The following is a 25,204-nucleotide window of genomic DNA, read 5'->3' on the forward strand; positions in this document are numbered from 1 at the left end:
TGGAGTCAGCGGCCATCAGCTGGGCAGGAGTTGGGCGAGTCTTGAGCGCGATAGGGAGAAAACTGATCAATAGCGGACAGGTTGCGAAGTAAACGTGAAGTTCTTCACTCTGCGCCTTCAGATGATTAGGTCCACTCGTGGGATTTGCCCCCGTGTGAGTCCCTGGTAAGTGGGCTGCCGCTGCTCGTATGTTGCGATCTGATCGATCGTCCGCACATGACCAGTCGCGGCTCAACACCGCTTGGCGGGGGAACTCACATATGAATACGTACGGGGGAAGACGTCGGCTGCGCACAGCCGGCGTGGTGCTCGCCGCAGCCTTGACGCTGGTGGCGAGCACAGTCGGTGATGCCATGGCAGTGGCCGACGGGCGCACCGGCGCCTCGGCCGTCGACGCCACGAAGGCCGGCAAGGGGGGCAAGGCCGGCAAGGGGGGCAAGGCCGGCAAGGGGGTCAAGGCCGCCGACACGGGCGGTGCTGCCGACGAGGCCGCGGCGGGCGAGGACACCAAGGCGCTGGCCAAGGCCGCGCGTACCGGTAAGCCGGTGGAGATCGTCTCACTGCGCGGTGAGAGCAGCGAGGTGTTCGCGACGCCCGAGGGCAACCTGGAGGCCCGCGAACATCTGCGTCCCGTGCGGACGCGAGTCGACGGCGAGTGGCGGGACATCGACACCACTCTGACGCGCGGCACGGACGGAACGGTCGCGCCCAAGGCCACCACCGTCGGGCTGACGTTCTCGGGCGGTGGCTCCGACCCGCTGGTACGGATGACGAAGAACGGCCGCGAACTGGCGTTGACCTGGCCGGAGAAGCTGCCCGCCCCGGAGCTGAGCGGCAACACCGTCACCTATCCGGACGTGCTGCCCGACGTCGATCTGCGGATGACGGCCCAGCAGGACGGTTTCACCCAGCTTCTCGTCGTCAAGTCGGCCGAGGCCGCCGCCAACAGCGACCTGAACGAACTCCGCCTCAAGCTCGACGCCGACGGCATGCGGGTCGAGGAGACCAAGAACGGCGGCCTGGCCGCGATCGACGAGGGGGCCGGAAGCGCGGTCTTCGAGGCCCCTCGCCCGGTGATGTGGGACTCCAGCGACAAGGCACCCGCCGACAAGTCGTCCGGTAGCAAGGCCCCCGACGCCGGGGAGCAGCCCGCGACGCGCTCCGCCGACCGGGGCGCCTCGAAGGTGTCGTCCTTCTCCGGGCCGCGGTCCACGGTCGCGGCCACCACGACGGCCACCACGACCGGCCCCGCGACCGCCGTCGCCACCGACGACGGCGGGGACGCCCCGGAGGCCGTTGCCGCCGAGTCCGCGAACGTGGCCGCCGTCGGTGTGGACGTGCCCACCGCGCAGGACGCCCTGGTGCTGACCCCCGACCGGGACGTGCTCCGCGGCAAGGACACGGTGTACCCCGTCTTCATCGACCCCCAGTTCTACTCCCCGAAGGCCACCGCGTGGACGATGGCCTCCAAGTACTGGGCGTCGTCGCCGCAGTGGAAGTTCAACGGCGAGTCGGACGCCGGCCTCGGATACTGCAACTGGGCCTACTGCGCCCCGCACGACACCAAGCGGCTCTTCTACCGCATCCCGACCTCGAAGTTCGCGGGCCGGAGCGTGCTGGAGGCGGAGTTCGTGGTCCGCAACACCTGGTCGGCGTCCTGCTCCGACCGGAGCGTGGAGCTGTGGCGCACCAAGGACATCTCCTCGTCGACGACCTGGAACTCCCAGAACGCGTCCGGCTTCTGGATCGACCACCTCAAGACGGAGTCCTTCGCCTACGGGTTCACGGGCTGTGCCGCGAAGGACGCCGAGTTCAACGTGAAGTCCGCGATCCAGCTGGCGGCGGACAAGAAGTGGTCGACGATGACCTTCGGCATGAAGGCGGCGAGCGAGTCCGACGCCTACGGCTGGAAGCGGTTCTCGGACGACGCCTTCCTGCGGGTGCAGTACAACCGGCCGCCGCCGCAGGTGAAGATGTCGCAGCTGGTCATGGAGTACGGCGGTACCTGCAAGAAGCCCGAGAACGCGCCGCGCGTGCGCACCCTGGGCACGATCCGGGCGAACGACATCACCGACCCCGACGGGGACGACATCAAGGTGGAGTTCCGGGCGAGCTGGGACACCGGGGACGGCAAGGGCGCGATCACCCGCTGGCGGTCGGGGCTGACGAAGGCGAAGAAGTCCGGCTCGGACTTCGTGATCAACCTGCCGACATCGATCCCCGCCAACAAGACGGTGAACTGGTACGTCCAGTCCTACGACGGCGCCCAGTACTCGCCCTGGTCGTACACGGGTGACGCGACCTCCTGCTACTTCGTGTACGACACCAGCGTGCCGAAGGCGCCGGGCATCTCCTCCGCCATCTACCCGGCCTCCAACCCGGAGGACCCCGAGGACCCCTGGCACGACGGAGTGGGCCAGTACGGCAACTTCGTGATCACCGGCGCCGTCTCCGACGTGACGAAGTACTGGTACGGCATCAACGGCGACCCGGTCTCCGCGAACACCGTCACCACCTCGGGCGGCGCGGCCAGGACCGTCCCGGTGCTGCCGCTCAAGCCCGGCCTGAACACCTTTACCGCGCGATCCTTCGACGCCGCCGGCAACGGCTCCGAGATCCGCACCTACCAGTTCCGCGTCAAGGCGGGACAGCTGGAGCGCGCCAACTGGTCCATGGACGAGGCGGCCGGTGCCACCCAGGCGGCGGGCAGCGCGCCCGAGCAGCCCGCGACGCTGTTCGGCAGCCCGACTCGGAACGTGGACGGCAAGATCGGCAAGGCGGTGCAGTTCGACGGTGTCGACGACTACGCCGCCACCGACATCGCCACCATCAACACCGATGTCAGCTTCTCGGTGTCGGCGTGGGTGAAGCTGTCGTCGCTGCCGTCCAGCGGAGCGGTCGTCGCCTCCCAGCGGGGCAACAACGCGCCGGGCTTCGAGCTGTACTACTCCAAGGGGTACGACCGCTGGGTGTTCAACCAGTACAGCTCCGACAGCACCAGCGCCACTCCCGTCCGGGCCATGCAGCCCGCCGCGGGCGGCGCCAAGGTGGGGGAGTGGACGCACCTGGTCGGTGTGTACGCAGCCGGTGATCAGCAGCTGAGGCTGTTCGTCAACGGAACGCTGGCCGGGAGCACCCCCTACAGCACCGGATGGAACGCGCGCCGCGGAATGATGATCGGCGGCAGCTTCCTCAACGGCGCGGCGACCTCGTTCTTCCCCGGTTCCATCGACGAACTGAGGACCTACGAGAAGCCGCTGTCGGCGGCCGAGGTGTCGACCCTCTACAGCACGAACTCGATCGGCGCGGGCCGCCCGGCCCGAGCGGTCTTCACCATGGACGACGCCGCCGACGCCACCGTGCTCAGCGGCCGTGCCGATGTGAACCCCGCGGTCCTCAAGGGCGGGGCGACCGCCGGCGGGGCAGGAGTGGACGGCAACGCGCTCACCCTGGACGGCACGGACGACTACGCGATCACCAGCGGCCCGCACATCAACACGTCGTACAGCTACGCCATCTCTGCCTGGGTGAAGCTGCCGAAGACGAAGCCGAACCACGCCGCCACGGTCGCCTCGCAGATCGGCGCCACGGTGACGGGTCCGGAGCTCTACTACTCCAACTCCTACGACCGCTGGGTGTTCAACCAGCACAGCGCCGACACCGCCGACTCCACGGTGGTGAGGGCGATGCAGCCCACCGGCACGACCGCGCACGGCGGTGAGTGGACGCACCTGGTCGGTGTCCAGGACACCGTGGCCGACAAGCTCTCGCTGTACGTCAACGGCACCCTGGCCGGCACCACCGCCACGACCACCACCTGGTACGCCGGGGGCTCGGTGCAGATCGGTGCCAGCGCGTTCGAGCGCACGCCCACCTCGTTCTTCCCCGGCCAGATCGACGACGTACGGCTCTTCGACCGTCCGGTGTCCGCCGGTGAGGTGCAGCAGCTGTTCAAGCAGCGCGCGGTGGTCAAGGGCCGCTGGAAGTTCGAGACGGCCGCCGGTACGCCGCTGACGTCGCCGGACGCCTCGGCCTCCGGCAACGCCATGACCCTCTACAACGGTGCCCAGACGGGCTCGGGCTGGGTCGACGGCGCCGTCACCCTCGACGGCACCAACGACTACGCCGCGGTGCCCGTCGTCCCGGTCGACACCGGTGCCAGCTTCACCGTCAGCGCCTACGTCCAGGCGGCGGCGACGCCGACCGGCCCCGTCACCGTGGTCAGCGCTCCAGGGGCCAAGAAGAGCGCGTTCGCCGTGCGCTATGAGCCCAGCGCCAACCCGACGACCGATCCCGGCCGTTGGCGGATCGCCACGGCCGAGACCGACAGCGACACCGCCGCGGTCTCCGACGTCGGCAACGGCATGTTCTACAGTCCCACCGACTGGAACCACCTGGCCCTGGTCTACGACGGGTTCTCCAAGGAGGTGCGCCTCTATGTCAACGGCGAGCTCCAGGAGACCGCCTGCGCCGACGCCGACGACGACGGGGTGCAGGACGACGCCGGCTGCGCCGACGTCGTCTCGTGGGCCGACGACGTACTGACGTACAAGGCGTCCAGGACGCTGCAGCTCGGCCGGGACACCACGGGCACCACGTCGGGTCAGTACTTCCCCGGCTCGCTCTCCGACGTCTGGGTCTTCCAGGGCGCGCTGACCGAGACCCAGATCGATCACCTCGCCGTCGGCATGCCGGGTGTGGAGACCACCGTTCCCAGCGGCGACTGACCGGCTCGGTCATCAGGAACGGGGCCCGCCGTCGCACACGGCCGGCCCCGTTCCTCCCTCTACTTTTCTCGCTCCGCCCCGCATGGCCCCGTCCTGCCCGCGGAGCACCCAACGGGAGAAACAGACGCGCATGACAAGCAGACCACGCAGGAGAACAGGCAGGCCGTGGCGGCAGGTGGCCCTGGCCACGGCCGCCGTGCTGACCGGCACCCTCGTACAGGCGGCGGGTGCTCCCGCCGTGGCCCAGGCATGGCACAAGCCCGCGCTGCCGAAGGCGGAGAAGCCGGTCGTCGGCGGCCCGGCGGGCAAGGCGGTGCCGCGCAAGGTGATGAAGGGTCCCCGCACGCCTGCCGAGGCCCCGGCCACCGCCTGGCCGAAGGCCACCGCCGCGACGGTGACCCTGGGCGAGGACACCACCCGCGTCAAGGGCACCCCTCTGACCCTGGACACCCGCGGCACCAGGGCCAAGGACGCCGCGGACGGCAGCTACACCGTCAGTGTCCTGTCCAGGAAGGCCGCGCGGGAGACCGGCGTGGACGGCCCCGTCTTCACCCTGACGCCCGGTGAAGGCGGCAGCCGGCGCGCGGGCAAGGTCCGTGCCGGGCTCGACTACTCCTCCTTCGCCGGCCTCTACGGCGGCGGCTACGCCTCCCGCCTGACCCTCGTCGAACTGCCCGCCTGCGCCCTGACGACACCGCGGAAGAAGCAGTGCCGTACCACGCGGCCGATGACGACCGTCAACGACACCGAGAAGCAGACGCTGACCGCGAAGTCGGTCACGCTCGGCTCCGGCGCCCCCACCGTCTTCGCCGCCGTGGCGGACACCAAGAGCGTCGGCAGCGACTACAAGGCCAGCCCGCTCTCCCCCTCCGCGGCCTGGAACACCAATCTCAACACCGGTGACTTCACCTGGTCCTACGAGATGGCCGTCCCCGAAGTGCCCGGCGGCCTGAAGCCCAACGTCGGGATGACGTACTCCTCCGCCTCCGTCGACGGGCGCACCGGGAACACCAACAACCAGGCGTCATGGCTCGGCGACGGCTTCGACCTGTGGCCCGGCTACATCGAGCGCCGCTACAAGCAGTGCGACGACGAGGGCGTGGAGAACGCCGACGGCGGCAAGCCGGGCGATCTGTGCTGGGCCTACGACAACGCCTTCCTCAACTTCAACGGCAAGGCCGGTGAGCTGGTGCCGAACGGCACCAACTCCTGGAAGCTGAAGAAGGACGACGGCACGAGGGTCGCCCGAATCTACGGCTCCAGCGACAACGTGCGGTCCAACGGAGCCCGCAACGACGAGTACTGGCGCGTCACCGCCCCGGACGGCACCCGCTACTACTTCGGCTACAACCGTCTGCCGGGGTGGGCGGACGGCAAGGAGACCACCGACTCCACGTGGACGGTGCCGGTCTTCGGCAACAACGCCGACGAGCCCTGCCACGCCTCCACGTTCGCCGCGTCATGGTGCCAGCAGGGCTGGCGCTGGAACCTCGACTACGTCGTCGACGCGCGCGGCAACGCCATCGCCTACTACTACGACAAGGAGACCAACTCCTACGGCCGTAACCTGAAGGCAGCCGACGACACCCGCTACGTCCGTGGCGGCACGCTCGACCGCATCGAGTACGGACTGAAGTCCAACGCCATGTACTCGGCGAAGGCGCTGGCCAAGGCCGACTTCACCAACAGCGAGCGCTGCATCCCGGACGCTCAGACCGACTGCGACTCCATCGCCAACGACGCCGCCTACTGGTACGACACCCCCTGGGACCTGAACTGCGACGCGGGCACGGACTGTGACAAGGGCCGTTTCTCGCCGGTGTACTTCACCCGCAAGCGGCTCACGCAGGTCGCCACCCAGGTCTACGACGGCAGCGCCTACAAGGACGTCGACTCCTGGAAGCTGACCCACCGCTGGGGCATGGCCGACACCGACTACCAGCTGCTGCTCGACTCCGTCCAGCGCACGGGTCACACCGCCACCCCGGCGATCACGCTGCCGAAGACGACCTTCGCCTACAAGCAGCTCGCCAACCGCCTCGACAGGACCGGCGACGGCTACGCCCCCTTCATCAAGTCCCGGCTGTCCACGATCGCCGACGACTCCGGCGGCCAGACCGACGTGAACTACTCGGCCCCCGTCTGCGACTTCGACGCGCTGCCGACCCCGCAGACCAACACCACCCGCTGCTTCCCGCAGTACATCGGCGGCAGTTCCACCGCCGATCCCGAACTGCAGTGGTTCAACAAGTACGTCGTCGACTCGGTCACGGCGACGGACCGCACGGGCGGCTCCCCCGACCAGGTCATCACGTACGACTACAAGGACGGCGCGGCCTGGCACTTCGACGATGACGACGGGCTGACCAAGGAAAAGCACAAGACCTGGTCGCAGTGGCGCGGTTACGGGCACGTCCGCGTGCAGACCGGCGGCCAGGGCGGCGCCTCCGCCATGAGGACGCAGGAGGACACCTACTTCCTGCGCGGTATGGACGGCGACCGCAAGGACGGCTCCGGCGGCACCAGGTCCGTGAGCGTCTCCCTCGGCGACGGCGAGGGTGACCCGATCACCGACCACGAGTCGGCGGCCGGCTTCGCCTACAAGACCGTGGCCTTCTCGGGGCCGGGCGGCAAGGTCCTGGCCAAGACGGTCAACCGCCCCTGGCACCACGAGACGGCGAAGAAGACCCGTGACTGGGGCACGGTGACGGCCAATCTCACCGGCACCGAGCACACCAAGTCCTGGACGTCGCTGGACGACGGAGCAGGTGCCGACTGGCGGATCACCTCGCTCGCCAACACGCACGACACCGTGGCCGGACGTGTCACCCAGGTCGACGACCTGGGCGACAACGCCAAGTCCACCGACAACAAGTGCACCCGCACCACCTACGCCACCAACACCACGGACAACCTCCTCACCTACGCCTCCCGCGTGGAGACGGTCGCCAAGTCCTGCGGGACGACCCCCAGCCGTCCCGCGGACGTGATCTCCGACGTGCGCTCCGCCTATGACGGCGGCGGCTACGGCGCGGCGCCCACGAAGGGCGATCTGACCGCGACCGCGACGCTGAAGAAGTACGACGGCACCACCGCGGTCTACCTGGAGGCCGGAGCCACCTTCGACTCCTACGGCCGCCCCCTGCAGAGCACCGACCTGACCGCCGACGTGAAGGTCACCGCCGCCGGGGTACTGACCCGGACGGCACGCGGCGACGGCCGTACGACCACCACCGCCTACTCGCCGGCCACCGGGTTCGCCACCAGCACGAAGGTGACCTCGCCGCCGGCCACGGCGGGTGACGCGACCACGGCGCACTCCTCGACGACCACGTACGACATCCTCCGTGGTCAGCCACTGACCCAGACCGACCCCAACACCAAGGTCACCAACCTCACCTACGACGCGCTGGGGCGTTCGTCCAAGGTGTGGCTGGCCGACCGGACCACTGGCCAGACCCCGTCCTTCGAGTTCACGTACACCATCGCCGACGGCAAGCCGGCCGCGGTCGGCACCAGGACGCTCGGCAACGGCGGAGCGCAGCGCACCTCCTACGTCCTGTACGACGGCTTCCTGCGCCAACGCCAGACCCAGGAACCCGGCCCGGACGGCGGGAGCCTGCTGGCCGACACCTTCTACGACGAACGCGGTCTGGTCTCGAAGGAGTTCGCGAGCTACTACGCGAGCGTCGCCCCGTCCACCACCCTGTTCAAGCCCGAGAACGCGCTGAGCGTCGAGACGCAGAACCGGTACTCCTACGACGGTCTGGGACGGCAGACCGAGATGCGGCAGCTCGCCGGGAACGGCGACGGCGGAGCGGTCCTCGGCGTCACGAAGACCCTCTACGGCGGTGACCGCACCACGGTCGTCCCGCCCGTGGGAGGCATCGCCACGACCAAGCTCACCGACGTCCGCGGTCAACTGACGGAGTTGCGCCGGCACCACGCCCGCAGCGCCACCGCCGCGTACGACACCACCAAGTACGACTACACGGCGGGCGGCAAGCTGGAGAAGGTCACCGACCCGGCGGGCAACGCCTGGGAGTACCAGTACGACCTGCTGGGCCGGCAGACCAAGGCCGTCGACCCGGACAAGGGCACCACCTTCAACGCGTACGACGACCGGGGCCGGCTCATTACGACCGACGACGCCCGTCCCGACGCCGAGTCCCCCGTCCTCTGGTACGGCTACGACAACCTCGGCCGCCGCACCGAGATCCGTGAGGGCTCCTCCGGTGGCGCGCTGCGCGCCAAGTGGGTGTACGACACGGTCAGCGGCGCCAAGGGGCAGCTCGCGGAGTCCATCCGCTACAGCGGAGGCAACGCCTACAGCTCCAAGGTCGTGGCCTACGACCGCCTGTACCGCCCGCTGCGCACCTCCGTCACCATCCCGTCCTCCGAGGGCGCCCTCCAGGGCACCTACCTCTCGGCGACCACGTACAACGAATCGGGCACGGTCCAGGGCGTCGGCTACCCGAAGGCAGGCTCCCTGCCGGCGGCGACGGTGGCCTACACCTATGAGGACGCGACCCTGCGACCGACAGGCGTCTCGAGCAGCCAGGGGCTGAAGTCCACCGCGAGCTACAGCCTCACGGGCAAGCCACTGCAGTACGAACTGTCCAACAGCGGGGGCAAGAAGACCTGGGCGACCAACACCTACGAGTGGGGCACCCAGCGGCTGGCCACCTCCCGGGTGGACCGCGAGGACGTCGCGGGCGTCGACCAGCACAACACCTTCCGCTACGACGAGGCCGGCAACGTGCTGTCCGTGTCGGACGTCTCCCGCTCCGGCACCGACACCCAGTGCTTCACCTACGACTACCTGCGCCGCATGACCGAGGCGTGGACGCAGTCCGCCACCGGCTGCGCGACCGCGCCCAGCGCGGGTGTCCTCGGCGGCCCGGCCCCGTACTGGCACTCCTACACCTACGACAAGGTGGGCAACCGCCAGAACGAGACGATCCACGACCCCGCCGGCGACCCGGCCAAGGACACCAAGCGCGCGTACGACTACCCGGACGCGGGCACCCCGCAGCCGCACACCCTGACCTCGGTCGTCACGACCGACGCGACGGGCACGGCGGAGGAGAGCTACGGCTACGACGAGACCGGCAACACCAGGACACGCACCCTGAGCGGTGACACCCAGACCCTCACCTGGGACGCGGAAGGCCACCTCTCCAAGGTGTCCGAACCGGTCGAGGGCGGCAGCGCCAAGGTCACGGAGTACCTCTACGACACCGACGGCAGCCGTCTGATCGGCCGCACCCCCACCGAGACCACGCTCTACCTCGGCGCGACCGAGATCACCCTGGCCAAGGGCTCCACCACCGCCAAGGCCACCCGCTACCTCGACCTCGGCGGCGGCCACCAGGGCGTCCAGAAGGACGACGGCAGCGTCTCGATCACCCTGGCCGACCACCACGGCACGTCCCAGCTGGCCGTCGACACGGCCACTCAGCAGCTCACCCAGCGCCGCACCCTGCCGTTCGGCGGGCCCCGCGGCACCCAGCCCGCGAACTGGCCCGGCACCAAGGGCTTCGTCGGGGGCACCGACGACACCAAGGTCACCGGGCTCACGCACATCGGTGCCCGTGAGTACGACCCGTCGATCGGCCGTTTCATCAGCGTCGACCCGGTGATGGACCTGACCGACGCGCAGCAGATGCACGGCTACACCTACAGCAACAACAACCCGGTGACGTTCTCCGACCCGACCGGCCTGTGGTGCGACAGCTGCAACGACGGCAAGGGCTGGCCGACGGCCGACGGGTACGAGGGCGCGTCCAAGACCACCCCGAAGAGCACCTCGAAGAAGAGCAGCAACAACGACAGCGTGTGGATCTCGCAGCACGCGCCGGCTTCGACGAACCAGGATCAACTCGACGCGTGGTTCCAGGAGAACTCGCCGAGTGGCCGCGCACCGGACGGTGACTACTGGAACACCCCGGTCATCGAGAACGATGGCAGCGTCGGCCAGGCCTGCTTCGGCCGGCTGGCATGCCTCAAGGCCAACAACTTCCTGACACAGGCCACCCGTGGCGGCCGCAAGCTCACCGACGCCGACTACACCAAGGCCAAGCGGATCGCCGCGACCTACTGCCTCGACAACGCCTCCAAGTGCGTCGACGACGCGGAGGCGTGGGAGCGCGGCAAGGTCATCGAGGGCCTGATCGCCCTGGCGTTCGGTGGCGGCAAGGGCGGAAGGGTCACCAGGTCGCTGGGCGGCTGCAAGTGCTTCCTGGCCGGCACCGACGTCCTCATGGCCGACGGCACCACCAAGGACATCGAGGACATCAAGCTCGGCGACGAGGTCATGGCCACCGATCCCAAGACCGGCGAGTCCGGCCCCCGGAAGGTGACCCGCCTCATCGTCACCGAGGACGACAAGCACTTCAACGAGCTGTCCATCGCCACCGGGGACGGCGTCGAGAAGCTGACGGCGACCCACGAACACCCGTTCTGGTCCCCGTCCGAGCGGGACTGGATCGAGGCGGGCGACCTCACCGCGGGCATGACCCTGCTCACCGACACCGGCGACACGGTCATCGTGACGGCCAACCGCTCCTTCACGAAGCGGGCCCGGACGTACAACCTCACGGTGGCGGGCCTGCATACGTACTATGTGCTGGCCGGTGAGACACCCGTACTCGTCCACAACACGGGCTGTGTCGTTTATGACGCGGACTTCGCCATGGGGCAGCTCACCAGAAATGGCGCCGCCAAGGCATCCCAACTGGAGGAGTTCGGGCATGCGAACGGTTGGGTCCGCAGTCAGACGGCGAATGGCCCCATCAAGTTCCGTGACGCGAACGGCGTCCTTCGGCTCACCATCAAGAAGGGCACTGGCAGAGCGCCAGGAAGCAGTGACCCGCACGTCGAGATGAGGAACGCCGACGGAGAGCGCATCGACTCGTTCGGAAATCCCGTCACGCGAAAGAGCCCCGGAAACCACACGCCCATCGAATGGGACCTGCCATGAAGGACTACAGGGAAGTAAGCCGGCTGGCCGTTTACCACTTGGAGGAGAGTTATGTGCTCGACATCCAAGCACGCCCAGGAGCCCTGACCCTGACGATGGATCTGGCCCTGCATGCCGACCATCCGCAGCACAAGCCCGCGTCACCTGGCGAACGACACTGCTACCAGCGAGGAACTCTGCGGTTCGCGCAGGTAGTGGAACTGCACTGGACAGAGCAAGGGACTCCGCCGGCAAAGGACGCGACTGGAGAGCTGGACTACGGGACCATCGACTCCCTTGAGGTGGAAGGGAACCTGTATGTCATGACAGGCGACTTCGGGCGAATTTCCGTCACCGCTTCCGACCAGTCTATTCAGCTCCATGACTGAGGAACGCGGTGGTTCTTCTCGCTGATAGGGATAGAACAGCCACAGGGACCGGCAGTCGGCAGGACAGACATCGCCGACTGCTGGTCCCCGCGCTTGCCAGGGCCCCTTCTCCGGTTCGCTCACGCACTCAGGATCCAACTTCGGACCAAGGAAAGATTTTGCGTAGATCAGGAATCATGTGCACGGTGACCGCGGCGACTGTCGCAATTCTTGTCAGCGCGTGCGGGGAGGGCACCGGGAAGACAAGTGGGACTTCCGAGGGCGAGAAGTCCTCGGTGAACAGCACGCCCCGCTCACCGTGGACCGAGGCGGATCTGCATCGGGTGGCGTTGGGTGAGGGTGATGGGTTCGAGTGGTTCGGCAGGGTGCCGATGAGTGCGCTCCCTTCCGAGAGAAGAGCAGAGCCCGTCGAGTGCAGTGCGATTGCCCTGACTCTGGGGCGGAGTACCAGCGCCTACGCGGCTCATGCGCGGATCCAGCGGATGTTCAGTCGAAAGGGAGCGGGCGGCGGTGCGGTCATGACTCTCGCATCGCACAAGGTCGGCGACGCTAAAGCGGTGGTGCAGGAATTCAGAACTGCGGCTGATGAATGTACCGACTTCAAGGAAGGCGAGAGGTCGTTCGAGGATGTCGACGTGCGGCCCGACCCTGGATACGGGGACCGTTCCGTCTCGTTGCGCTTGGTCGAAGTCGTGTCGTCTCCGGACGGTTTCAACATCCAGGTTCCCCACACGGTGGTAGTGCTACGGGAAGGCACTACGGTCGCGATGTTCCATAAATTCACCAGACCGGGCAAAGCGGAGGGGAAGAAGTCCGCCGATATTCCGGATGAGCTGGTCACCGCGCAAGTGGAAAAAATCCGTCAGTTCGGTGCCCAGAAGTGACCAATAAACGGGAGGAAACAAGAGCGATGCAGGCAAGGCAACGCAGGAGAACAGGCAGGCCATGGCGCCAGGTGGCCCTGGCCACCGCCGCCGTGCTGACCGGCACCCTCATACAGGCGGCGGGTGCTCCCGCCGTGGCCCAGGCATGGCACAAGCCCGCGCTGCCGAAGGCGGAGAAGCCGGTCGCCGGCGGCCCGGCGGGCAAGGCGGTGCCGCGCAAGGTCATGAAGGGTCCCCGCACCCCCGCCGAGGCCCCGGCCACCGCCTGGCCGAAGGCCACCGCGGCGACGGTGACCCTGGGCGAGGACACCACCCGCGTCAAGGGCACCCCTCTGACCCTGGACACCCGCGGCACCAGGGCCAAGGACGCCGCGGACGGCAGCTACACCGTCCGTGTCCTGTCCAGGAAGGCCGCGCGCGAGACCGGCGTGGACGGCCCCGTCGTCACCCTGGCACCCCGTCAGAACGGTGGGACACGTGGGGGAGAGGTCCGCGCCGCCCTCGACTACTCCTCCTTCGCCGGCCTCTACGGCGGCAACTACGCCTCCCGCCTCACCTTCGTCCAGCTGCCCGCCTGCGCCCTGACGACACCGCGGAAGAAGCAGTGCCGTACCGCGCGGCCCGTGGAGACCGTCAACAACGCCGACAAGCAGACGCTGACCGCGAAGTCGGTCGCCCTCAGCTCCGGCTCGGCGACCGTGCTGGCGGCCACCACCTCGGCGAGCAGCGACAAGGGTGACTACAAGGCCACCTCCCTGTCGGCCTCCTCGACCTGGAACACGGACCTGAGCAGCGGCTCGTTCGCCTGGGCGTACGACATGGGGGTGCCCAAGGTGCCCGGCGGGCTGACGCCGCAGGTCGGGTTGTCGTACTCGTCCGGCGGTGTCGACGGCCGGACCGGCAACAGCAACAACCAGGCGTCCTGGGTCGGCGACGGCTTCGACCTGGCGCCCGGTTTCATCGAGCGCAGCTACAAGAGCTGTGAGAAGGACGGGGCGAAGAACGCCGACGGGAAGGAGCCGGGCGACCTGTGCTGGGCGTACGACAACGCCACCCTGTCGCTGAACGGCTCCGGCGGTGAGCTGGTGCCGAACGGCACCAACTCCTGGAAGCTGCAGAACGACGACGGCACGAAGGTCGACCGGCTCTACGGCTCCAGCGACAACGTGCGGTCCAACGGAGCCCGCAACGACGAGTACTGGCGCGTCACCACCCCCGACGGCACCCGGTACTACTTCGGCTACAACCGGCTGCCCGGCTGGGCCGACGGCAAGGAGACCACGGACTCGACGTGGACGGTGCCGGTCTTCGGCAACAACGCCGACGAGCCCTGCAACGCCTCCACGTTCGCGGCGTCCTGGTGCCAGCAGGGCTGGCGCTGGAACCTGGACTACGTCGTGGACCGGCGCGGCAACGCGGTCGCGTACTACTACGACAAGGAGACCAACTCCTACGGCCGCAACCTCAAGGCCGCCGACGACACCCCGTACGTACGCGGCGGCACCCTGGACCGCGTCGAGTACGGGCTGAAGTCCTCCGCCATGTACAGCGCGAAGGCGCTGGCCAAGGTCGACCTGACCAGCAGTGAGCGGTGCATCGCCGACGGCTCCACCACCTGCTCGTCCATCTCCACGGGCTCCCAGTACTGGTACGACACACCGTGGGACCTGAACTGCGAGGCGGGCACCGACTGCGACAACGGCCGGTACTCCCCGGCGTTCTTCACCCGCAAGCGCCTCACCGAGGTCGCCACCGAGGTGTACGACGGCAGCGGCTACAAGAACGTCGACTCGTGGAAGCTGACGCACCGCTGGGGCATGGCCGACACCGACTACCAGCTGCTGCTCGACTCCGTGCAGCGCACCGGTCATGACGGCACGTCCTCGATCACCCTGCCGAAGACGACCTTCGCCTACAAGCAGCTCGCCAACCGGCTCGACAGGACCGGTGACGGCTACGCCCCGTACATCAAGTCCCGGCTGTCCACGATCGCCGACGACTCCGGCGGCCAGATCGACGTCAACTACTCGGCCCCCGTCTGCGACTTCGACGCGCTGCCGACTCCGCAGACCAACACCACCCGCTGCTTCCCGCAGTACATCGGCGGCAGTTCGAGCGACGACCCCGAGCTGCAGTGGTTCAACAAGTACGTCGTCCACTCGGTCACCGCGACCGACCGTACCGGCGGCTCGCCCGACCAGGTCACCCAGTACGACTACCTGGACGGCGCCGCCTGGCACTACGACGATGACGACGGCATGTCCAAGGCGAAGCTGCGGACCTGGTCGCAGTGGCGCGGTTACGGCCACGTACGGGTGCGCACGGGAGGCCAGGGCGGCGCCACGGCCATGAGGACGCAGACCGACTCGTACTTCCTGCGCGGCATGGACGGCGACCGCAAGGACCCCTCGGGCGGCACCAAGTCCGTCAGCGTCACCCTGGGCGACGGCGAGGGCGACCCGATCACCGACCACGAGTCGCAGGCCGGGTTCGCGTACAAGACCGTCACCTACTCCGGGCCGGGCGGCAAGGTCCTGGGGAAGACGGTGAACCGACCCTGGTACAAGGAGACCGCGAAGAAGGTCCGCGACTGGGGCACCGTCACCGCCAACTTCACCGGCACCGCCTCCACAAAGTCCTGGACCTCGCTGGACGACGGCGCGGGCACCAAGTGGCGGACCACCTCGGGTTCGGACACCCATGACCCCGCCACGGGTCTGGTCGTGCAGAGCGAGGACCTGGGCGACACGACGACCGCCGCCGACAACCAGTGCACCCGCACCACCTACGTCGCCGGCAGCGTGCCGCTGGCCACCCCGGCCCGGGTCGAGACCGTCGCCAAGGCGTGCGACGTCACCCCCAGCCGTCCCGCCGACGTCATCTCCGACATCCGCACCGCCTACGACGGCGGGGCCTACGGCGCCGCCGCGACCAAGGGCGACGCCACCAGGGTGGCGAAGCTCAAGACGTACAACGGCACCACCGCGGTCTACCTGGAGTCCAGCTCCACCTTCGACGGCTACGGCCGGGCGCTGACCACCACCGACCTCACCGCCGACGTCACGGTCACCTCCTCCGGCGTGCTCACCCGCACCGCCCGCAGCGGCGGCCGGACCACCACCACCGCGTACACGCCCACCACGGGCTTCACGACGAGCAGCACGGTGACCACCCCGCCGGCCACGGCCGGGGACAGCACCACCGCCCAGACCTCGACCACGACCTACGAGGCGCTGCGCGGGCTGCCGCTCACCGAGACCGACACCAACAGCAAGGTCACCACCTACGCGTACGACGCGCTGGGTCGTGTCACCAAGGTGTGGCTGCCGGACCGGACGACGGGCCAGACCCCGAGCAGCGAGTTCACCTACACCATCACCGACGGCAAGCCGGTCGCGGTGGGGACGAAGACCATCGGCAACTCGGGTGCGCAGGACACCTCGTACGCCCTGTACGACGGTTTCCTCCGCCCCCGTCAGACGCAGGCCCCCGGCCCGGACGGCGGAACACTCCTCGCGGACACCTTCTATGACGAACGCGGCCTGAAGGCAAAGGAGTTCGCCACCTACTACATCACCGCCGCGCCGTCGACGACGCTCTTCAAGCCCGCCGACGCGCTGAGCGTGGAGACCCAGAACCGGTACACCTACGACGGCCTCGGCCGGGTGACCGAGGTGAAGGCGATCGCCGGCAACGGTGACGGCGGAAAGGTCCTCGGCGTCACGAAGACCCTCTACGGCGGCGACCGCACCACGGTCATCCCACCCGTCGGCGGCACGGCGCAGACCGCCGTCACCGACGCCCGCGGGCGCACCACCGAACTGCGTCTGCTGCACTCCCGTTCCGCCGACGCCGCCTACGACACCACGTCGTACGACTACTCGCCGCGCGGTGAGCTGACCAAGGTCACCGACCCGGCCGGCAACGCCTGGACGTGGACGTACGACCTGATGGGCCGGCTCACCGACACCACCGACCCGGACAAGGGCGCCGGTCACCTGGAGTACGACGACCGGTCCCTGCTGACCCTCTCCCGGAACGCCAAGGGTGTCCTGGCGTACGTCTACGACGGCCTGGGCCGCAAGACCGAGATGCGGGACACCTCCTCGTCCGGGACGCTGCGCGCCAAGTGGGTCTACGACACCATCAGCGGCGCCAAGGGGCAGCTCGCCTCCAGCTCCCGCTTCAGCGGCGGCCAGGAGTACAAGTCGAGCGTGGTCGCCTACGACCGGCTGTACCGCCCGCTGCGCACCTCCGTCACCATCCCGTCCTCCGAGGGGGACCTCCAGGGCACCTACCTCTCGGCGACCACGTACAAGGCGTCGGGCGCCGTGGAGGGCGTCGGCTACCCCAAGGCCGGTGACCTGGCCGCCAACACGGTCACCTACACCTACGAGGACGGCACGCTGCGGCCCGTCGGGCTCAGCGGCCCGCTGAACCTGACCGCGAGCACCAAGTACAGCCTCACCGGCAAGCCGCTGCAGTACTCCATGGCAGCGAACGGCGGCAAGGCGACGTACGAGACCAACACCTACGAATTCGGCACCCAGCGGCTGGCCACCTCGCGGGTGGACCGCCAGGACATCGCGGGTGTGGACCAGCTCAACACCTACACCTACGACGAGGCGGGCAATGTCCTGTCCGTCTCCGACACCTCCCGCTCCGGCACCGACAACCAGTGCTTCAGCTACGACCACCTCGGACGGGTGAAGGAGGCCTGGGCCCAGTCGACCACCGGCTGTGTCGCCACTCCCGCCCCGGACGCGGTGGGCGGACCGGCCCCGTACTGGACGTCCTACACCTACGACAAGGTCGGCAACCGCCTCACCGAGACCCAGCACGCGACCACGTCGGGCGGCTCCGACACCAAGCGGGAGTACCACTACCCGGACCCGGGTGCCGTGCGCCCGCACGCGCTGACCTCGGTGGACAACACCGTCGGTACCGTCAAGTCCCGCGACAGCTTCACCTACGACGACGCCGGCAACACGCGCACCCGAGTGCTGAGCGACGGCACCTCCCAAACGCTGGACTGGGACACCGAGGGCCATCTGACCAAGGTCACCGAACCCGTGGAGGGCGGCAGCGACAAGGTCACCGAGTACCTGTACGACTCGGCGGGCAACCGGCTGATCGGCCGGACGCCGACCGAGACGACGCTGTACCTCGGCCCGACGGAGATCACCCTGGCCAAGGGGTCCACAGCGCCCAAGGCCACCCGCTACTTCGACCTCGGCGGCGGTCACACCGCCGTCCAGGCCAACGACGGGAAGATCTCCTTCACCCTGGCCGACCACCACGGCACGGCCCAGCTGTCCGTGGACGCCACCACGCAGGCCCTGAACCAGCGCCGCACCCTGCCCTTCGGCGGCCCGCGCGGCACCCGGCCGACCTCGTTCGCCGGCACCAGGGGCTTCGTCGGCGGCACCATCGACAAGGCCACCGGCCTGACCCACCTCGGGGCCCGCGAGTACGACCCCGACCTGGGCCGCTTCCTGTCGGTCGACCCGGTCTTCACCGACAGCGACCCGCAGCAGATGCACGGCTACACCTACGCCAACAACAACCCGCTGACCCACTCCGACCCGGCGGGCACGGAGATCGGTTCCAAGCCCAACTCCTGCCAGTACGACCTCAAGTACTGCAGCAAGAAGACCCAGAAGGAGGTCGGCTACGACGCGAAGTCGGGCACGACCGACTACCGCCGCGGCAACATCTACAAGCGATCCCAGGCGGCGAAGAAGCACTGGGTGGCCGCGAACACCCCGGTGTCGAACGACATCGACAGACTGGGGGACTACTTCTCCAGAAGCATGATCGGGGAGTTCTCGAACGACTTCTGGGACAACCCGGTCTACGAGAGCGCTGAGAAGGGTCAGGCGTGTTTCGGCCGGGAGGGCTGCCGCCAGGCGTACCTCTACGTGCTGGGCATGGACAAACGAGGTGAGGTCGCCGACGTCGAGACCGCCAAGGAGATCGCGGCGACCTACTGCGTCTACAACGCCGACGAATGCAACGAGAAGGCCGCGGCCGTCGCCCGGGGCAACGTCATCAAGGAGATCGTCTACACGGGGCTGATGGCCTATCTGGGCGGCGCGGCCGGCATGGGTCGCCGGGGTGCAACGCCCTGCAACAGCTTCGTTCCGGGCACCCAGGTCCTCATGGCCGACGGCACGACCAAGGCCATCGAGGACGTGAAGGCCGGGGACAAGGTCCTCGCGAGGGACCCGAAGACCGGCCGCACCGAGGTCAAGACGGTCACTGCCGAGATCCTCGGCCAGGGCCGGAAGCACCTGGTCAAGCTCACGCTGTCGGTGGAGACCGACGGCGGGAAGCGGGCCACCTCGATCACCGCGACAGCCGAACACCCCTTCTGGGTGCCGGAGATCGGTGCCTGGGTGGACGCCACGGACCTGACGGTCGGCGAGGAACTCGCCACCCCGTCCGGAGCCGTGGTCCGGATCACCGGCATCCGCCACTGGACCGAGTCGGCCACCGTGCACAACCTCACCGTGGCCGACATGCACACGTACTATGTGCTGGCGGGCGAGACGCCGGTCCTGGTTCACAATGCCGGCAACAATCCGGCGACGCCGAACGTCATTCTGCGCGGTGTGCAGCAGATCAAGGACGGAACGCTGCAGCAGCGGAGAAACCCCGACGGCTCCTTGGACTTCTTCCAGAACCATGAGAACAACAGGAGAAACAACTGGTGGGTGGGTGCGAAGATCTATGCGCCGGATCCGAACAACAATGACTACCGCATCCTCGAGAAAAACGGCCAGTACAGGTGGGTGGGCCCGAAGGGGAACGCCAAGGGGGCAGGGCATTTCTACGGAAAGCTCATGAACATCCCTGGCTGCGACTGAGGTGGGAGGAGGTACATGGCCGTGAATACCGAGATGCTGACGCAGGCGATGAAGGACGCCGGTCTGCGTTTCCTGGGCTTCAGGCGTGGAACGGGTATCCCTCCCTACATCGCCGGGATGGTCACGTCATGCCACCCCGACGACGGCCGCCGGGACCGGACCGCCGCGCTCGACGACCCCGCCCGGGTTCCGAAGGCGAACGCCGGCTGGTTCGAACTGGCGACGGAGTGCGGCTTGTTCTCCGCCGACCGCCAGTTCCTGCTCTCGGTCAGCATGCCGCGCCCCGACGCGGTCGACGAGACGGATGTCGAAGGCGTCTGGGGGCTTGTCGAGCTCCTGGACGACTGGGACATCATGGGCGCGGGTTGTGCGGCCGGTGTCACCGGGAGCCGATACGGCTTCCCCGCGTTCGTCATGGCCGCTCTCGACGGATCGGTCTTCGTGCAGGGAACGGTGTGGCAGGACAGCATCGGCACCGCGGCTCTCCCCGAGCCTGCCCGTGTGCGGTCTCTCCGGGAGGTCGCCCGTCTGAGCGTCGGGAAGCCCTACCGATCAGCCGCTGAGAACGAGGACACACTGGCCTGGCTCGCCAGGTAGGAACAAGCACAAAAAGGGGAAGCCCCGCCCGAGTGCGGCGGGGCTTCCTGCGGCAGAGGAGCGGATCTAAACCCGCGCCACTTCGGACGACGCCCCGGACCCCACCCGGTCCGGGGCGTCGCGGCGTGTCAGGCGGCGGCTGAGACGTCGGCCCCACTTCTGGGCCGGTGCCTCGACGCAGTAGTACGTCAGGACGCACACCGGCAACAGCACCGCGTAGAAGGCCACTTCGAGGACGAGGTCGTCGTGGCGGCGGCGGCCGATCGTGCCGTCGCTCACCGCCAGCAGCAGCGGATGCACGAGGTAGACCGAGTAGCTGATCGTGCCCAGGAACGTCAGCAGACGCGGGATCCGCCGGCGGCGCAGCGCCAGCCCGATGCCGAACGTGACCACGGCCAGCAGGAAGGACACGATCCACGCGCGCCGGGTGAAGTGCCCACCGTCACCGTCGACATACGCGCTCCCGACCGCGCAGGCGACCACCAGGGCCGCCGCGCACCCCGCCCACGCCCAACTGCTCTGCCCGGTGTCGGCCCGGTACACGGCCGTACCGAGGAACATCACGGCGAGGATCACCAGCCCCTCCCACACCGGGACCGTGCCGTTGAGGGCGACCAGGGCCAGGGCGAGCCCTCCGCCCAGCAGGCCCCCGCACACCCGCAGCACGGCCGACCCGGTGCTCGCGCAGCAGATGGCGACGACCATCACGACCGCCGCGATGGCGATCAGCCGACCGGTGCCGAACTCCTCCGAGAGCGCCGACGCCGGCAGGGCGAACCCCGCCGCCACGCTCAGCGCGGCGAACCCCGCCAGGGTGACGGCGACCGCGCCGGACCGCCGGTGCTGACGCACCGTGAAAAGCCCGACGACCAGCAGGTAGAAGGCCATCTCGTAGGAGAGCGTCCACAGGACGAGCAGCAGGTTGGGGGTGCCCAACAGCTCCTGGAACAGGGTGAGATGGGCCACCGCCACCGAGGCGAGGCTCTGGCCGTGGAACTCACGGATCTCCGCCACGCCCAGATGGTCGGCCAGCACAAGACCGGCGACGACGGCCGCGCACAGCGGGTAGATACGGAAGAAGCGGCCGGTCCAGAAGGTTCCCACCGAGCCCCGGCGCTCCAGGGACGCGGGGATGATGTAGCCGCTGACCAGGAAGAACACCATGATGCCGTAGCGGCTGGTGTTGAACTCCGGCATCAGCTCCCGTCGGAACTCCGCCATGAAGGAGTACGACGAGTGGTCGAACACCACGACGAGCGCCGCGATACCGCGCAGCGCGTCCAGCCAGCCGAGCCGCGACGCACCGGACGCGGCCGGCCGGGGCGTCGCGGGGAGTGAAGAGGTCATACCCGTTCTCACGTGCGGCCTTTCCCTGGTGTTCAGCCCGGCTGTCACCGCCGGCGGCGAGGACTGCGGGCTCGCCCCGCCATCCTCCACGGGTGCCGGCACTCCTGGCGAGGAGGGCCGCCACCGCGCGACCCCCACTGCCCCCGCGGGTCCCGAAGGGCGGTGTCCGGCGTCTTGTCCGGCTCGTGGTGGTTCGGGGGATGTCGATCTCGCCGCCCGGGCAGCTCTTGAGGAGGGGGCCGGAAGGCCGGGGGAGGGGGACATATGTGGGTCGCGTTGGCGGTTCTCGGGGTGCTGCTCGTGTTCAACGGTGAGGCGCGGGTGCTCGCGGTCGCCGCCGCGGTGCTGCTGCTGTGGCTGGGCCACAAGCGGAGCAACATGCTGATGACGGCAGCCGGGGCGGGGGCACTCGCCTTGTTGTGGTTCGTGGCGTTCTAGAGCCGCGGAGACCCATCAGAAGGGCCCTCGGCGCGGCCCGTCACCTCGGGTCCGCCCTGGGTCGCCGCCCGGCATGCCGCCGCGTACGCCTGGACCAGGGGGCGGCGGGCGTCCTCCTTGCGCCAGGCCAGGACGTAGCGGCTCGGGGGGACGCCCCGCACGGGGCGGGTGGTGACGCCGCCCAGGGTGAGGAGGGGCACGTTGCCCGTGGCGACGAGGCAGATGCCGAGGCGCGCGACGAGGGCCTCGTACGTCTCCTCCGTGCCGGAGATCTCCGCGCCGACACGGGGCGGCCGGCCGTCACGGGCGTCCAGGGCGAGCCAGTGGTCGCGCAGCGGGCCGGTGCTCTCGGGCAGGGCCAGGAACGGCTCGTCCAGGAGGTCGGAGAAGTCGATCTCGGCCCGGCCGGCCAGCGGGTGCGTGTCCGGGAGGGCCACCTGCACGGGCTCCTCGGCGATCACCGTCCACGCGTAACGGTCCTGGTCGGGGACGGGCAGCCAGATGAACGCCAGGTCGGCGTCACCGTCCGCCAGACCCGCCGTCGGGTCCTCCCAGTTCACCTGGCGCAGCCGGATCACGGCCTCCGGGTGGGCCGCCGTGAAACGGGACCGGACGGCGGGGAGCAGGCCCCCGCGGCCGGGACTCGTACTCATCCCCACCACCAGCGTGCTCCGCTGCGCCGTGCGCACCTCCTCGACCGCCGCCGCGCCCTCCTCCCAGGCCGCCAACACCCGCCGGACGTACGGCAGGAGCGCCGCGCCCGCCGGGGTGAGCGCCGCGCCCCGCCGTTCGCGCCGGAACAGCTCCACCCCCAACTGGCGCTCCAGCGCGCGGATCTGCTTGCTCAGCGCCGGCTGGGAGACATAGAGGCGCTCGGCGGCGCGCGTGAAGTGCAGTTCCTCGGCGACGGCAACGAAGTACCGCAGATCCCGGCCGTGTACGTCCATGGTCATAACCATCGGCTATCACCGAAGGTCTTGGACGCACAACCACCGTTCGCCGCAGGCTTGGCGGTGTCAGAGCAGCCACCGGCGCGGATCGGTGCCAGTGGCCGCGGATGAGCATGAGACACGAAGCGTGAAACACGAAGCGTGAAACGGGGAGCGTCATGAACAAGGTGTGGCTGGTGACCGGGGCGAGCAGCGGTTTCGGGCGGGCGATCGCCGAGGCGGCGCTGGCGGACGGCGACGTGGTGATCGGCGCGGCCCGGCGCACCGGCGCGCTGGACGACCTGGTGGCCGCGTACCCCGACCAGATGGAGGCGCTCGCCCTCGACGTCACCGACACGGCGGCGGCCGAGGCCGCCGTACGGGACGTGCTGTCACGGCACGGGCGGATCGACGTGCTGGTCAACAACGCGGGGCGGACCCATGTGGGGGCCTTCGAGGAGACCACCGACGCGGAGCTGCGGGCGTTGTTCGACCTGCATGTGTTCGGGCCGGCCGCGTTGACGCGGGCCGTGCTGCCGTCCATGCGGGACCGGCGCTCGGGAGCCGTCGTGCAGATGAGCAGTGTGGGCGGTCAGGGGTCGTTCGCCGGGTTCTCCGCGTACAGCGGCACGAAGTTCGCGCTGGAGGGCATGTCCGAGGCGCTCGCGGACGAGGTGGCCGAGTTCGGGATCAAGGTGCTGATCGTCGAGCCGGGCGCGTTCCGCACGGCGCTGTTCGAAAACGGTCGGGCGGGGGTGAGCGCGGACAGCGGGGTGTACGGGAAGGTCGACGCGACCAGGGGGTTCGTGGAGGGCGGGGACGGTACGCAGCCCGGGGACCCCGCCAAGGCGGCGGCGCTGATCCTGGCCGCGCTGGAGGCCGAGCGCACCCCGTTGCGGCTGCCGCTCGGGGACGACAGCGTGACCACGATCCTGGAGCACCTGGACGGCGTGCGCGAGGAGGTCCTGACCTGGGAGAAGCGCACGCGCGCGACGGCGTTCGACGAGTGACCGGGTGACCGGGTGACCGGGTGACCGAGTGAGTCGGTGCGTCAGTGGGTGAACGGTTCAGGCCGTCCCCTCCTCGCCCTCCCCGGACGGTTCCGTGGCGTGGAGCCGCTCGTAGCAGTCGTAGTTGCGCTGCGCGATGATCCTGCCCTCGCGGAACTCCAGGAACGCCGCGATGTGGGCGCGCAGCACCTGCCCCGCGGCCAGGTCTCCGACGGGGACGGCCAGGGTGCCGGACCAGGTGACCTCCAGGGCGACCTGGGGCTCGGCGGCGACCGCGTTGATCACCTCGAAGTGCTGATCGGCGAGCAGCGCGCGCCCCTGCCGCGCGGCGGCGACCAGGTCCGGCAGGCGGCGGACGGTGCCGTCCGGGAAGAGGGCGTTGGGCAGTTGGGTGTGGACCGCGTCCGGGTGGAAGAAGGCGGCCAGTTCCTCGTCCGGTGCGAAGCGGGACACGGCCTCGTGGTAGCGGACGGCGGTGCGGACATCGGGGTGCTCAGGGAATCTCGCCATATCCACAACCGTAGTTGCACAACCAAGGTTGTTCAATGGCAGAGTGGGCCCATGCAGCACCCACTCGACCCGCACGACCTCGACACCGGCACCCTCGCCCTCTTCGTGGGCCTCGCCGCCGCGTCCGCCGTCCAGGACGAACTCGCCGGCGCCGGCTTCCCCGACCTGCGCATGTCCCACGGCTATGTCTTCCAGCACCTCCTCCACGCCCGGCCCACCATCGGCGACCTGGCCGGGAAGCTCGACATGACCCAGCAGGGCGCCTCCAAGGCGGTCGCCGAACTGGAGCGCCTCGGCTACGCCGAACGCCTCCACGACCCTCTCGACGCCCGCATCCGGCGTGTCACGCTCACCCCACGTGGTCAGGAAGCCGTCGCCGCCGCCCGTCGCGCCCGGGCGGCGCTGGAGGAGCGCCTCCGGCAGCGCTTCGGCGCCCAGGCCCTCGACGCCGCCCGCGCCCTGCTCGCCGACCTCCTCGACGACCTCGGCGGCACCGCGGCCGTCCAACGCCGCGAGGTAAGACCACCCCGCTAGGCCCTGCTC

General features: G+C 69.1%; 12 protein-coding genes. 9 read left to right on the plus strand and 3 right to left on the minus strand.

Going from position 1 to position 25,204, the window contains the following annotated elements; genetic code table 11:
* The first annotated feature begins 353 nt into the window (after positions 1-353).
* The 6 genes from ACZ4Z2_RS10700 to ACZ4Z2_RS10725 all read left to right on the plus strand — a co-directional run bounded on the left by ACZ4Z2_RS10700 (position 354) and on the right by ACZ4Z2_RS10725 (position 20,427).
* Positions 354-4,727 (plus strand): LamG domain-containing protein, encoded by a 4,374-nt coding sequence (locus ACZ4Z2_RS10700; RefSeq protein ID WP_468074448.1) that lies wholly within the window; start codon positions 354-356, stop codon positions 4,725-4,727.
* Between the two features lie 130 nt (positions 4,728-4,857).
* Complete coding sequence (locus ACZ4Z2_RS10705; RefSeq protein ID WP_468074450.1) at positions 4,858-11,709, plus strand: polymorphic toxin-type HINT domain-containing protein; 6,852 nt, start codon at positions 4,858-4,860, stop codon at positions 11,707-11,709.
* On the plus strand, positions 11,706-12,077 hold the full coding sequence (locus ACZ4Z2_RS10710) for a hypothetical protein (protein ID WP_468074452.1): 372 nt from the start codon (positions 11,706-11,708) through the stop codon (positions 12,075-12,077). The genes ACZ4Z2_RS10705 and ACZ4Z2_RS10710 overlap by 4 nt, the downstream gene beginning before the upstream one ends.
* A gap of 275 nt (positions 12,078-12,352) precedes the next feature.
* Positions 12,353-12,961 carry a hypothetical protein gene (locus ACZ4Z2_RS10715; RefSeq protein WP_468074454.1) on the plus strand — a complete coding sequence of 203 codons (609 nt, stop codon included), beginning with the start codon at positions 12,353-12,355 and terminating at the stop codon, positions 12,959-12,961.
* A gap of 26 nt (positions 12,962-12,987) precedes the next feature.
* Complete coding sequence (locus ACZ4Z2_RS10720; RefSeq protein ID WP_468074456.1) at positions 12,988-19,830, plus strand: polymorphic toxin-type HINT domain-containing protein; 6,843 nt, start codon at positions 12,988-12,990, stop codon at positions 19,828-19,830.
* 15 nt (positions 19,831-19,845) lie between these two features.
* Positions 19,846-20,427 carry a hypothetical protein gene (locus ACZ4Z2_RS10725; protein ID WP_468074458.1) on the plus strand — a complete coding sequence of 194 codons (582 nt, stop codon included), beginning with the start codon at positions 19,846-19,848 and terminating at the stop codon, positions 20,425-20,427.
* A gap of 66 nt (positions 20,428-20,493) precedes the next feature.
* Here the strand turns inward: ACZ4Z2_RS10725 and ACZ4Z2_RS10730 are convergent, their stop codons facing one another.
* Positions 20,494-21,774, minus strand: a complete 1,281-nt coding sequence (locus ACZ4Z2_RS10730; RefSeq protein ID WP_468074460.1) for an acyltransferase family protein — start codon at positions 21,772-21,774, stop codon at positions 20,494-20,496.
* Positions 21,775-22,038: 264 nt separating this feature from the next.
* Between ACZ4Z2_RS10730 and ACZ4Z2_RS10735 the strand changes: the two genes are divergently transcribed.
* A complete protein-coding gene (locus tag ACZ4Z2_RS10735) occupies positions 22,039-22,212 on the plus strand; it encodes a hypothetical protein (RefSeq protein WP_468074462.1) in 174 nt (57 codons plus the stop codon).
* On the opposite strand, the gene ACZ4Z2_RS10740 is transcribed toward ACZ4Z2_RS10735, so the two are convergent.
* The gene (locus ACZ4Z2_RS10740; RefSeq protein WP_468074464.1) at positions 22,209-23,165 is read right to left on the minus strand and encodes a LysR family transcriptional regulator; all 957 of its coding nucleotides are present in this window, start codon (positions 23,163-23,165) and stop codon (positions 22,209-22,211) included. The genes ACZ4Z2_RS10735 and ACZ4Z2_RS10740 overlap by 4 nt on opposite strands.
* Positions 23,166-23,320: 155 nt before the next feature.
* On the opposite strand from ACZ4Z2_RS10740, the gene ACZ4Z2_RS10745 reads away from it, so the two are divergent.
* A complete protein-coding gene (locus ACZ4Z2_RS10745) occupies positions 23,321-24,151 on the plus strand; it encodes an SDR family NAD(P)-dependent oxidoreductase (protein ID WP_468074465.1) in 831 nt (276 codons plus the stop codon).
* Positions 24,152-24,208: 57 nt separating this feature from the next.
* Here ACZ4Z2_RS10745 and ACZ4Z2_RS10750 read toward each other — a convergent pair whose 3' ends face one another.
* Complete coding sequence (locus ACZ4Z2_RS10750; protein ID WP_468074467.1) at positions 24,209-24,661, minus strand: nuclear transport factor 2 family protein; 453 nt, start codon at positions 24,659-24,661, stop codon at positions 24,209-24,211.
* Positions 24,662-24,712: 51 nt separating this feature from the next.
* Here ACZ4Z2_RS10750 and ACZ4Z2_RS10755 point away from each other — a divergent pair, with 51 nt between their 5' ends.
* Positions 24,713-25,195, plus strand: coding sequence for a MarR family winged helix-turn-helix transcriptional regulator (locus ACZ4Z2_RS10755; RefSeq protein ID WP_468074469.1), 483 nt, complete (start codon positions 24,713-24,715; stop codon positions 25,193-25,195).
* Positions 25,196-25,204: the final 9 nt, after the last annotated feature.

The organism is Streptomyces sp. NPDC030183, from assembly GCF_055573455.1.